This window comes from Clavibacter sp. MX14-G9D (assembly GCF_032917815.1).
Classification (GTDB): Bacteria; Actinomycetota; Actinomycetes; order Actinomycetales; family Microbacteriaceae; genus Clavibacter; species Clavibacter michiganensis_K.
Genome location: NZ_JAVCVL010000074.1, coordinates 1 through 11,424 on the forward strand (window position 1 = coordinate 1; position 11,424 = coordinate 11,424).

An 11,424-nucleotide genomic window follows, 5' to 3' on the forward strand; every position below is an offset into this window, starting at 1 on the left:
GTCGCCCGCGGAGGCGACGCGCGCGGCCGGCACGACGACGACGCGGTGGCCGGCGAGCCGGGCGCGCACGCAGAGGTCGAGGGCGTCGTCGAGGGCGGGCAGCGCGTCGTCGAGGCCGCCGAGCTCGTCCCAGAGGCGGTGGCGGACGAGCATGCCGCCCGCGGCGACGCCGAGGACGTCGCTCATCTCGTCGTACTGCGCCTGGTCGAGCTCCACGTCGACGATGGGGACGGACGCGCCGAGCGTGGTCAGCGTGGTCCCCATCTCGTGGATGTACCCGGGGTGGTCCCACTCCATGGTCTTCGGCCCGGCGACCGCGACGCTCGGCGAGGCCTCGACCGCGGCGAGCAGCCGCTCGAGGGCGTCGGGCGCCGGCGCGTTGTCGGCGGAGAGCAGCCACAGCAGCTCGTGGTCGCCCTCGGGCGACGGGATGACGCGGACGGCCTGGTCGACGGCCTGCCCGAAGGTCATGCGGGCCGGCGCCTGCACCATGCGGGTCGGCTCGGCGGCGGCGAGCAGCGCCGCCGACGCGTCGCGGGAGCCGAGGTCGACCGCGACCACCTGGTCGGGACGCCGCGTCTGGGCCGCGAGCGCCTGGAGGGTCCGGTCGAGGAACTGCGCGCCCTCGTGGGCGACGAGGATCGCGGTTACTCGTGGCTGCATGACAGAGGAGACCCTACGTGGTGCGTGGTGCGGATCCGCCGCAGCCGACCGGCGCGCCGGTCAGCCCGCGCCGGGGCGCGGACGGGTGCCCGGTGGGCGCTCAGACGGCGCGCTTGCGGAGCTTGCGGCGCTCGCGCTCGGAGAGGCCACCCCAGATGCCGAAGCGCTCGTCGTTCTCCAGCGCGTACTCGAGGCACTCGCTGCGCACCTCGCACGATCCGCAGATCCGCTTGGCGTCGCGGGTGGATCCGCCCTTCTCGGGGAAGAACGCCTCGGGGTCGGTCTGCGCGCAGAGCGAGTCCGCCTGCCACGCGAGCGGGTTGCCGTCCTCGCCGGTGCGGACGCCCGGGACCCCGAGTCGGACGGGGTCGACGAACCAGTCGTCGGGGACTCCGGCGTGGTACTCAGGTAGTGCCATGTCACGATCTCCCCACGCGGCAGGGGCGCCCGGCCGGCCCCAGCTCATCGTCATAATTACACCGGTGTAACTCGCCTTCGTCAAGCCGCGGAGCGTAAACCCTCAGCCGCTCCTCGAGGGTTGCGACGCGCCGCCGCTCGCCGTCGGCGCTACGCCCCGGCGCCGGCCTGGCGGGCCCGCCAGGCGCTCTGGACCATGTCGTCGAGGGTGTGGCGCATGGCCCAGTCGATGTCGCGCGCGGCGAGCTCCCCGGACGCGACGATGCGCGCCGGGTCGCCGGGGCGGCGGTCGTGCAGCTCCGGCTCGAAGTCGATCCCGGTCGCCGTGCGGATGGCCGTCATGATCTCGCGCACGCTCGCGCCCTCGCCGCTGCCGAGGCAGTAGACGGGCTCGACGGGCTCCCCCGCCTCGAGGCGGCGGGCGGCCGCGACGTGCGAGGCCGCGAGGTCGACGACGTGGATGTAGTCGCGGACGCACGTGCCGTCGGGCGTCGCGTAGTCGCCGCCGTAGATGCGGGGCGTCCGACCGTCGAGCAGCGCGTCGAAGACGAGCGGGAACAGGTTGTGCGGGCTCGTGTCGAAGTAGCCCTCCTCGCCGGATCCGACGACGTTGAAGTAGCGCAGCGACGCGTGCCGGAGGCCCGTGGCGACGCCCTGGTCGCGCAGCAGCCACTCGCCGATGAGCTTCGACTCCCCGTACGGGGACTCGGGCGCCCGGGGGGTGCTCTCGTCGACGAGGTCGACGTCGGTCGTGCCGTACACGGCGGCGGAGGACGAGAACACGATGCTGTCGACGCCCGCGCGCTGCATCTCCTCGAGGAGCACCGCCGTGGCCGTGACGTTCTGCTCGTACGTGTGCAGCGGGCGCTGGACGGACACGCCGGCGTACTTGAAGCCCGCGACGTGCACGACCCCGCGGATGTCACCCGTCCCGAGGACGCGGGCGAGGAGCTCGCGGTCGAGGACGGATCCGCGGTGGAAGGGGACGCCCTCGGGGACGAAGGACTCGTGCCCGCTCGAGAGGTCGTCGAGGACGACCGTGTCGAGCCCCGCGCGCGCGAACGCCGAGACGATGTGCGAACCGATGTAGCCGGCGCCGCCGGTGACCAACCATGTCATGCGGCAACCCTATCGACGGCGCCGCGGTGCCCCGGTCACGCGGAGGGGGCGTCGTCCTCGTCCCGGGCGGTGGGCGCGGGCGTCGTCGCGAGGAACGCCTCCCCGTCGCCGACGACGACCAGGCGGCCCTCGTCGGGGGTGACGAACACGGCCTCGCCGCGGGCGACGTCCACCGCGGAGGCCTCGCCCCGGATCGACACGGCGCCCGCGGTGCAGATGACGATGGCGGGCCCGTCGATCGCCACGACGCTCGCCCCCGCGTCCCCGGCCGAGGCCTCGCGCGTGGCCGGGGCGATGCGCGCGAGCAGGAAGTCGGGCACGTCGGGGCGGTACAGCTCGACGCCGGGCGCCGCGTGCTCCGGCTCCAGGTACGGCACGGGCAGCGCCTGGAACTCGAGCACGTCGAGCAGCTCGGGCACGTCGACGTGCTTGGGCGTGAGGCCGCCGCGCAGCACGTTGTCGGACGCGGCCATGAGCTCGATCCCGAGGCCGTGCAGGTAGGCGTGGATGTTGCCGGCCGGCAGGTACAGCGCCTCGCCGCGGCGGAGCGTCACGCGGTTGAGCAGCAGCGAGGTGACGATGCCCGGATCGCCCGGGTACGCCTCGGCGAGCTCGCGCACGGTGCGCATCTCGGTGGGGAACTCCCGGCACTGCCGGTCGGAGGCGAGGCTCGCCAGCAGGGTGACGCGGTCGACCAGGCGCCGCACGGCGGACCCGCCGCCCATGAGGAAGGCGAACACGTCCCGGAGCACGTCCGCCTCGGACCCCGTCAGGCGCGACAGGACGCTGCGGATGACGGCCGGGTCGGAGTCGGGGCCGGAGGCGTCGAGCGTGAGGAGCAGCGTGAACACCTGCCGCACCTCCGAGAGCGGACGGAACCCGCAGAGCGCGTGGAACTCGTCGCTCAGCGCGTACACGAGCTCCGGCTTGTGCAGCGGGTCCTTGTAGTTGCGCTGCGGGGCGTCGACGGGGACGCCCCGCGCCTCCTCGTCGCGGAAGCCGAGGCGGGCCCGGTGCAGGTCGGGGTGCGCCTGCAGCGAGAGCGGGCCGCCCGCGGCGAGCACCTTGAGGAGGAAGGGCAGGCCGGGGCCGTCGCCCGGGCGGAGGCCCTCGGCGAGCGGGCCGAGCGTGGTCGCGGGGTCCGCCTGGATCCACGCGGACAGCGTCGTCGCGCCGCCCGCCTGCGCGGGATCGACGATGCGCGTCGGCGAGCCGTCGTGCGCCCCGAGCCAGAGCTCCGCCTCCGGACCGCCGGACGGCTCGCGGCCGAGGAGGTCGGCGATGGCGGTGCGGGACCCCCAGGCGTAGTCGCGGGGGGTGTTGGCGAGGGAGGTGAACACGGATGATCCTGTCGGGCTTGGCGGCTACCTACAACGCCCGAGGGGGCGCGTCCTGTCCGGACGCGACCAAAGTACCAACCGATCGGGGCGCCGCCGCGACGCCGACATAGGCTCGGCCGCGAGGCGCCCGTCCCGAGGGCGCCGACGAACCGCAACGGAGCATCGTGTCCCTCACCCCCCTCATCGGCGACTTCTACGGCTACGAGTCCCGGCTCGGCGACCGGGAGAAGGAGTCCCTCGCCGACCTGCGCGCCTACCTCGAGGCCGAGGTCCGGCCCCACGTCAACGGCCTGTGGGCCCGTGCCGAGTTCCCCCGGCACGTGGTGGGCGGGCTCGCCGAGCGGGGCATCTTCGGGATGCCGTTCGCCGAGACGCGCCCCTTCGAGAACTCGGCCGTGTACCGGGGCTGGGCGGCGCTCGAGCTCGGTCGCGTCGACGCGAGCATCGCGACCCTCGTCGGCATGCAGAGCGGCCTGGTGATGGGCAGCGTCGCCGTCGCCGGGTCCCCCGAGCAGCGGGCCGAGTGGCTGCCGCGCTTCGCGTCGGGCGAGATCCTCGGCTCCTTCGGGCTCACCGAGCCGCTGTCCGGGTCCGACTCCGCCCGCGGCCTCCGCACCGTCGCCACGCGCCGCGGCGACGAGTGGAGCATCACGGGCAGCAAGCGCTGGATCGGCAATGGCACCGTGAGCGACGTCACCGTCATCTGGGCCAAGGACGCCGACGACGGCCAGGTGAAGGGCTTCCTCGTGCCCAACGACTCCCCCGGCTTCCGCGCCACCCGCATAGAGGACAAGCAGGCCCTCCGCATCGTGCAGAACGCCGACATCGAGCTGGACGGCGTGATCGTGCCCGAGCGGAACCGGCTGCAGAACGCGCGCTCCTTCGCCGACACCGCCACCGTGCTGCGCCTGACGCGCGCCGAGGTGGCGTGGGCCGCCATCGGCATCTCGGTCGGCGCGTACGAGGCCGCGGTCGCGTACACGGGCGAGCGCCAGCAGTTCGGCAAGCCCCTCGGCGCGCACCAGCTGATCCAGGACCTGCTCGTCCGCAGCCTCGGCAACATCACCGCGTCGATCGGCCTGGTCACGCGCGCCTCGGAGATGGTCGACGACGGCACGCAGACCGACTCGCACTCGGCGCTCGCCAAGGCCTACGCCACGAGCCGCATGCGGGAGACGGTCGCCTGGTGCCGCGAGGCGTTCGGCGGCAACGGCATCGTCCTCGACTACGACGTGGCGCGGTTCTTCGCCGACGCGGAGGCCATCTACTCCTACGAGGGCACGCGGGAGATGAACACCCTCATCGTCGGCCGCGCGATCACGGGCCACGCGGCCTTCGTCTGACGGACAGCGCGACGGGCGGCGCACCGGGCACCGGGGCGCCTCCCGCACCGCTTCCCTCAGGCGGCGGGACGCACGGCCGGACCCGGATACCCTGATGGGCATGCCCACCGCCAGCCGCCGAGCCCTCCGGGGATTCGCGACCGCCGTCCTCGTCACCACCTTCGCGGGTGACATGTGGCGGAACGGCCTCAGCTGGTGGGGGTTCGGCGCCATCGCCCTGGCGATCCTGATCACGAGCGTCACCCTCGTCGCGCGCGCGCGGCCGCTCCCGCGCCTGCGCGTGCTGCCCGTCCCGCTGATCGCCTTCACCGGGCTCGCGGTGCTCTCGATCGCATGGTCCGCGTACCGGCCGGAGTCGGCGATCGGCGTCGTCATCCAGCTGTCGACGTCCATCGCCGCGGTGACGCTCGTCCTCCTGCTCTCGTGGGCCGAGATCGTGCAGGCGCTCGGGCGGGCGCTCCGCATCATCCTCGGGCTGTCGCTCGCGTTCGAGCTTCTCGTCGCGGTCGTGGTGCGGCAGCCGGTCATGCCCTTCTTCACCGACTACGGTCCCGATGCGCCGGCGGCCTTCGCCTGGACGCGCGGGGAGCTGCTGAGCGGAGGCCGCATCCAGGGCGTGGTGGGCAACGCGAACCTCCTCGCCATGGTCGCCCTCCTCGCCCTCGTCGTCGTCGCGCTGCAGCTCGCCGCCCGCGCGCTGCCCCGCCGCCGGGCGGTCGCGTGGATCGTCGTGGCGCTCGCGACCCTGGCCCTCACCGGCAGCTCCACCGTCCTCGTCGCGCTCGTCATGACGGGCGTCGTCGCCGCCCTCGCCCTCCTCGCGCGCCGCGTGGGCCTCCGCGGCCGGCTCGTGCTGGCCGGCGGCGTGGTCGTCGCCGCGGTCGTCGCGGCCGGCGTGGTCGCGACGCGCACGGCGGACGTCTTCGAGCTCCTCGGCCGGTCGCCGGACCTCACGGGACGCTTCGAGATCTGGGAGTCGGTCCTCGGCCTCTGGCAGCAGCACCCCGTCCTCGGCTGGGGCTGGATCGGCTACTGGGCACCGTGGGTCCACCCCTTCGAGGGCCTCGCCGTCCGCAGCGGCGTCACCTACCTCCAGGCGCACGACGCCTACCTCGACGTCCTCATGCAGCTCGGCGTGGTGGGTCTCCTCGTCTTCGCCTGCCTCGTCGTCACCACGTACGTCCGCTCCTGGTGGGCCGCCATCGACCGCCCGCAGCACCGGCGGGACCGCGTCGAGCCGTACACCGCGCTCGCGCTGGCGCCCCTGCTCCTCATGACCGCGCTGGTGGTGCAGAGCCTCGCCGAGAGCCGCCTCCTCTACGAGGGCAACTGGCTGCTCCTCGTCGTCATCGCCATCGCCACCCGCTCCGGCATGGTGGCGCGCGAGGACGTCCCCGGACCGGTCGACTCTCGCCGCCGGGACGCGCCCGCCCGTCCGGTGGCCGCGGCGCCGTCGTCACCGTCGCCTGCGGCGCCGTCGTCCGCCGGCTCCGCGCCCGCCCCGTCCGTCGCGACCGCCGATCCCGGCGTCGCCTGAGCCGCGCGGCCGACCGGTGATCCGCCGACCATCCGCGACGCCCCGCGCATGACCCTCCCCGCCCGCCTCCCGCTGCCCGAGCGCCTGCCCGACCTCCTCGGGTCGGCGCGCTTCTCGGCGGCGCTCACGCACTGCATCCTCGGGACGGCGGTCCTCGCGCACGCGCTGCGCGCCACCATGGGCTGGGCGGGGCTCGCCGCCGTCGTGACCGCGCTGGTCGCGATGGCCGCCGGCTCGCTCGCGGCCAAGCGGGGCGACTGGGAGTGGCGGGGGCTCCTCCCGATCTCGCTGCTCGTCCTCGTGGGCTGGTGCGCGGCGACCCTGCTGTGGACGGCCTACCAGCCGGACGCGATCGGCGGGGTGCTGTACCTGACCGCCTCCGCCTTCCTCGCCGTCTACGTGGGCGTGGTCCGCGACCTCATCCAGATCGTGCGGGCGGCCGGCGACGTGCTGCGCCTGGTCCTCGTGTCGTCCCTCGCCCTCGAGGTGCTGGCGGGCCTGCTCATCGACGGGCCCATCCCGTTCCTCGGCATCCGCGGCGCGCTCGAGCGCCTGGGCCCCGTCCAGGGCCTCCTCGGCGAGCGCAACGCGCTCGGGATCGTGGCCCTCGTCGCCGCCGTGACCTTCGCCGTGGAGCTGATCACGCGCTCCGTCTCCCGCGGCCGCGGCGTGTTCTCGCTCGCCGTCGCCCTCCTCGTGGCGTCCCTCACGCGCTCGTCGGTGATCCTCGGCACGTTCCTGGTGCTCGCCGTGGCGGCCCTCGCGATCCTCGGGCTGCGGCACCTCGCCCGGCAGGCGCGCCCGCTCGCCAACAGCGCCGTCCTGGTGCTCGCCGCCGTCGTCGCCGTCCTGGTGGTCGCCTTCCGCTCCCCCGTGCTCCAGGTGCTGCAGGCCCGCCCCGACTACCTGCAGCGCGTCGCGGTCTGGCGGGAGATGCTCCGCCTCATCGACCTCAACACCATCGAGGGGTGGGGGTTCGTCGGCTCCTGGCCCCTGGACGCGTACCCCTACACGGCGCTCGACCTCGTCAGCCGCGGCGCGCAGGAGAGCGGGCGGAACGCCTACCTCGACCTGTACCTCCAGGCCGGCCTCGTGGGCCTCGCCCTGTTCGCGGCGTTCGGCGCCCTCGCGCTCGGGCGCTCCTGGGTGCTGGCCACCACGAAGCGCGGCGTCGGCTACGTCTGGACCGCGCTCGTGCTGGTCGTGCTGCTCGTCTCGTCGCTCGCCGAGAGCGCCACGCTCGTGGAGTGGGGCTGGGTCCTGCTCGTGATCTGCGCCGTCAAGGCCGCGCAGGGCCGCAGCTGGCGGCACGGGCTGCCGGAGGAGCACCGGCCCGGCTGATCCGCGGGCGGCGGCCGCCGGGAAGCCGGACGGGTCAGCGCAGGGGTCAGACCGCGCCGGTGTCCGTGGACGCGGCCAGGAGCCCGGGCGAGGGGGCCCAGTAGCCGACCTCGCGGAACCCGCCGGCGGCGGGCTCGAACGAGGTGATGCTCGACAGGGCGCAGCGGCGCTTCCGCGGGTCGTGGAAGAGCGGCTTGCCGGTGACGCTGCGGTGGGTCATCCAGATGGGGAGCTGGTGGCTCACGAGGACGGCGTCCGTGCCGTCCGGCGCATCCGCCGCCGCGGCGGCCAGCTCGACCCGCATGCGCGCGGCGACCTCGGCGAAGGGCTCGCCCCAGCTCGGCCGCAGCGGGTTGACCAGGTAGCGCCAGGCGGAGGGCTTGCCGAGGATCGACAGGCTCACGTCGAACCGCCCGCCCTCGAGGCGGCTGGAGGCCTCGAGGAGTCCCGTCCGGTGCTCGGGGTCCAGGCCCAGCGCCGACTCCATCGGCGCCGTGGACTCGAGCGCACGCTGCAGCGGCGAGGTCCGGAGGAGGCCCACCTCGCGGCCCTCCTCGACGATGCGCTCGGCCGCGGCCTGCGCCATGCGGCGACCGAGGGCCGTGAGCCCGAAGCCGGGCAGCCGTCCGTAGAGGATGCCGTCGGGGTTGTCGACCTCGCCGTGTCGCACGAGGTGGATCCTGGCTGCCGTCACAGGAGGATGTTCCGTCGGATCTGCACCCGACGACCCTATCCGACGGCCGGTCCGCGGACGCCGCGGCCCCCGTCCCGGCCGCGGCCCGCCGGTTCGGCGCCGGGCCCCTCCACCGGCTACGGTGACTCTGATCGCCCGACCAGGAGGACCACCATCAGCGAACCAGATCTCGTCCCCCGCACCCCCGGCGGCACCAGCACGTCGGTCGTCGGCGGGGTCGTCCGCACCGCGCGCGTCCGCCAGTGGATGAAGAACGTCCTGGTGTTCGCCGCCCCGGTCGCCGCCGGCGCGCTGTTCGAGCCGTCCCTGGTCCGCGCCGTGCTCGCCTTCATCGCCTTCTGCCTCGCGGCGTCCGGCATCTACTTCCTGAACGACATCCTCGACGTCGAGGCGGATCGGGCGCACCCGCGCAAGCGCTCGCGCCCCATCGCGGCCGGCATCGTGCCGGTGCCCGTCGCCATCGCGGTCGCGGCCGTCCTGCTGCTCGCGGGCCTCGGCGTCGCGCTCCTCGGCGGGGTCGAGCTGGCCGTGGTCGTGCTCTGCTACGAGCTCGTCCAGATCGCATACTGCATCTGGCTCAAGCACATCACCATCCTCGACATCGCCGTCGTCTCCTCCGGCTTCCTGCTCCGGGCCATCGCGGGCGGCGCGGCCACGGGCGTCGTCCTCAGCCAGTGGTTCCTCCTCGTCGCCGTCTTCGGCTCGCTCCTCATGGTCTCGGGCAAGCGCTACGGCGAGCTCGCCAGCAACCCCGACCTCCAGGGCGACGTGCGCGGGTCGTTGAAGGGCTACACGCTCGGGTACCTGGGCTTCATCTGGCACTCCGCCGCGACGATCCTCATCCTCGGCTACAGCCTGTGGGCGTTCGAGCTCTTCACCGACCTGCGGAACCTCTGGCTGTCCATCTCGGTGGCGCCCTTCGTCCTCGCGGTGCTGCGCTACGGCCAGCACATCGACCGCGGGGACGCCCAGGCGCCCGAGGAGATCGCGCTCGGCGACCGCATGCTGCAGGTGCTCGCCGGCATCTGGCTCGTGATCCTGGTCATCGGCCTGTACGTCCAGCCCGGCGTCGTCTGACGCGGCGCCCCGCCGCCGACGCACCGGCGCCTCGCCTCAGCGGGCGAGCGCGGCGAACAGCTCCTCGTAGGCGCGCGTGGCCGTCTCGACCCCGTACAGCTCCTTCGCCCGCGCCGCCATCGCGGGGACGTCGTCCGATCGGGACGCGATGTCCTCGAGCGCGCGGGTGATCGCCGCCGAGTCCCGGGGCGGCACCACGACGCCGAAGCCGGTGGTGCGCACGGGCTGGCGCACCCCGGGCAGGTCGGACGCGACCGCGGGGACGCCCGCGATCATGCCCTCGACCTGCACGATGCCGAACGCCTCGAAAGCGTTGACGGAGGTGAGCGCGAACGCGTCCACCGACGCGTACAGGTCGGGCACGTCCTCGTCGGCCACGAAGCCGAGCAGCCGGATGCGGTCGTCGCCCGCGATCCGCTCCTTCACCCGGTCGATGACCGAGCCGCCCGCGACCTTCGAGAAGTCGCCGCCGATGATGAGGCGCGCGTCGGGGCGGTCGAGCGCGGAGAAGCCCTCGACGAGGTACTCGATGCCCTTCTCCTCCACGATGCGCCCGAGGAAGCCGACGTGCAGGCCGTCCGTCTCCCGGAACGCGGGGCGTCCTCCGCTGCGGTCGTGGCAGCCCGGGGCGATCACGGCGCGGCCCCGCACGAGGGCGGACGCGATGCGGGAGTGGTCGGCGTAGTCGTCGCTCGTGACCACCACGCGGGTGGAGCTGCGGGCCGCGAGGACGCTCGAGCGGTCCATCACGGTGCGCTGGACGGCGTTCACCAGGCCGCTCGGCAGGTCGACGTCGCAGTGGTAGGTGGTGACGACGCGGGTGATCCGCGCCGCGCGCCACGCGAGGGGGCCGGCCTCGACCATGGGCGCGTGGATGTTGACCACGTCCGCGTGCCGTGCCTCGCGGAGGACGGCGGGGATGAAGGACGGGCTGATGACGCCCTTGCCGAGCTGCAGCAGGACGGGCGTGCGCACCACGCGGACGCCGGAGATGGTCTCCTCCCGCGGGAGGGCGGCGTCGTGCCGTGTGGTGACGACCGTGACGCGGTGGCCCCGGGCGACGAGCCCCTCGGCGACGTCGCGGGCGACGTTGGTGAGGCCGCTCACGTAGGGCGCGTAGTAGGTCAGGGCGATGACGACGTCGGTCACGGGGTCTCCTTGTTCGTGTGCGCCCGCGCGAGGCGGGCCTGCCGGGTGCCGACGGCGCGCAGCCGCAGCAGCGCCGTGATCCAGCCGACGAGCGATCCCGCGCCGAAGCCGGCGGCGATCGCCGTCGCCCAGCCGAGCGGCGCCTGGAGGGCTGCGGTCGCCGCGGCCGCGGCGACCAGGGCGATCACCCAGGCGAGCGAGGAGTCGCGGTGGCGGTCGGTGGCGATGAGGGCCTGCGTGCCGATGACGAGGCCGACGTGCGCGAAGACCCCCAGCACGAGGATCCCGACGTCGACCGCGGGCAGCGAGCGGCCGGCGCCGAACACGAGCTCGATGACCCACGGCCCGGCGAGCGCCGCGACGACGCCGGCCACGACGCCGACGCCCGCGATCAGGGCGGCGAGGAGCGACATGCGCCGGATGAGGGCGCCCGTCTCCCCGCGCCGCACGTACGCGACGAGCGGCGGGACGATGAGGCCCTGCAGCGGGACGAGCATGAACAGGGGGACCCGCGCGACGCTGAAGGTCGCCTGGAACGCGCCGGCCGTGCCGACGGTGCGGTCGAGGGCGGCGATGACCACGGGCCCGGCGTTCAGCAGCAGCTGCGCGCACACCCCGGCGCCGAGGAGGGCGAGGTAGGCGCGGCGGATCCCGGTCGCGGCTCCGCTCCCGGGCGTCGGCCCGCCGCCCGACTCGACGGCCGCCCCCTCCGCCGCGACGAGCGCCGGGTCCACGGCGCCGGTG

At 74.4% G+C, this 11,424-nt stretch carries 10 protein-coding genes and 1 pseudogene; 4 read left to right on the forward strand and 7 right to left on the reverse strand.

What is annotated here, in order from left to right; all coding sequences use genetic code 11:
- The 4 genes from Q6969_RS08030 to manA form a co-directional block, all read right to left on the reverse strand.
- A partial coding sequence (locus Q6969_RS08030; protein ID WP_317229960.1) for a glycosyltransferase occupies positions 1 to 663 on the reverse strand: 663 nt, incomplete at its 3' end.
- A 100-nt stretch (positions 664 to 763) separates the two neighbouring features.
- Complete coding sequence (locus Q6969_RS08035) at positions 764 to 1,081, reverse strand: WhiB family transcriptional regulator (protein WP_317229961.1); 318 nt, start codon at positions 1,079 to 1,081, stop codon at positions 764 to 766.
- Positions 1,082 to 1,230: 149 nt separating this feature from the next.
- Positions 1,231 to 2,199 (reverse strand): UDP-glucose 4-epimerase GalE, encoded by a 969-nt coding sequence (gene galE, locus Q6969_RS08040; protein ID WP_317229962.1) that lies wholly within the window; start codon positions 2,197 to 2,199, stop codon positions 1,231 to 1,233.
- A 35-nt stretch (positions 2,200 to 2,234) separates the two neighbouring features.
- Positions 2,235 to 3,539 (reverse strand): mannose-6-phosphate isomerase, class I, encoded by a 1,305-nt coding sequence (gene manA, locus Q6969_RS08045; RefSeq protein WP_317229963.1) that lies wholly within the window; start codon positions 3,537 to 3,539, stop codon positions 2,235 to 2,237.
- Between the two features lie 164 nt (positions 3,540 to 3,703).
- Between manA and Q6969_RS08050 the strand changes: the two genes are divergently transcribed.
- From Q6969_RS08050 to Q6969_RS08060, 3 genes are all read left to right on the forward strand, one after another.
- Positions 3,704 to 4,882 (forward strand): acyl-CoA dehydrogenase family protein, encoded by a 1,179-nt coding sequence (locus Q6969_RS08050; RefSeq protein WP_317229964.1) that lies wholly within the window; start codon positions 3,704 to 3,706, stop codon positions 4,880 to 4,882.
- 100 nt (positions 4,883 to 4,982) lie between these two features.
- Positions 4,983 to 6,419 (forward strand): O-antigen ligase family protein, encoded by a 1,437-nt coding sequence (locus tag Q6969_RS08055; protein WP_317229965.1) that lies wholly within the window; start codon positions 4,983 to 4,985, stop codon positions 6,417 to 6,419.
- 48 nt (positions 6,420 to 6,467) lie between these two features.
- The gene (locus Q6969_RS08060) at positions 6,468 to 7,760 is read left to right on the forward strand and encodes an O-antigen ligase family protein (protein ID WP_317229966.1); all 1,293 of its coding nucleotides are present in this window, start codon (positions 6,468 to 6,470) and stop codon (positions 7,758 to 7,760) included.
- 46 nt (positions 7,761 to 7,806) lie between these two features.
- On the opposite strand, the gene Q6969_RS08065 is transcribed toward Q6969_RS08060, so the two are convergent.
- The gene (locus tag Q6969_RS08065; RefSeq protein WP_317229967.1) at positions 7,807 to 8,454 is read right to left on the reverse strand and encodes a histidine phosphatase family protein; all 648 of its coding nucleotides are present in this window, start codon (positions 8,452 to 8,454) and stop codon (positions 7,807 to 7,809) included.
- A gap of 246 nt (positions 8,455 to 8,700) precedes the next feature.
- On the opposite strand from Q6969_RS08065, the gene Q6969_RS08070 reads away from it, so the two are divergent.
- Entirely contained in the window at positions 8,701 to 9,531 is an 831-nt protein-coding gene (locus tag Q6969_RS08070) for a decaprenyl-phosphate phosphoribosyltransferase (protein ID WP_396335525.1), read from the forward strand.
- 36 nt (positions 9,532 to 9,567) lie between these two features.
- Here Q6969_RS08070 and Q6969_RS08075 read toward each other — a convergent pair whose 3' ends face one another.
- Positions 9,568 to 10,680: a glycosyltransferase family 4 protein gene (locus tag Q6969_RS08075; RefSeq protein ID WP_317229968.1), complete on the reverse strand. Its 1,113-nt coding sequence runs from the start codon at positions 10,678 to 10,680 to the stop codon at positions 9,568 to 9,570.
- A pseudogene (locus Q6969_RS08080) lies at positions 10,677 to 11,424 on the reverse strand (hypothetical protein); the annotation flags it as partial. The gene Q6969_RS08075 and the pseudogene Q6969_RS08080, both read right to left, overlap by 4 nt.

Excerpts from the sequence above, each read along its gene's own strand:
- Q6969_RS08060 (WP_317229966.1), top strand. The coding sequence starts at position 6,468 with ATGACCCTCCCCGCCCGCCTCCCGCTGCCCGAGCGCCTGCCCGACCTC.
- Q6969_RS08055 (WP_317229965.1), top strand. The coding sequence starts at position 4,983 with ATGCCCACCGCCAGCCGCCGAGCCCTCCGGGGATTCGCGACCGCCGTC.
- galE (WP_317229962.1), bottom strand. The coding sequence starts at position 2,199 with ATGACATGGTTGGTCACCGGCGGCGCCGGCTACATCGGTTCGCACATC.
- Q6969_RS08035 (WP_317229961.1), bottom strand. The coding sequence starts at position 1,081 with ATGGCACTACCTGAGTACCACGCCGGAGTCCCCGACGACTGGTTCGTC.
- Q6969_RS08070 (WP_396335525.1), top strand. The coding sequence starts at position 8,701 with ATGAAGAACGTCCTGGTGTTCGCCGCCCCGGTCGCCGCCGGCGCGCTG.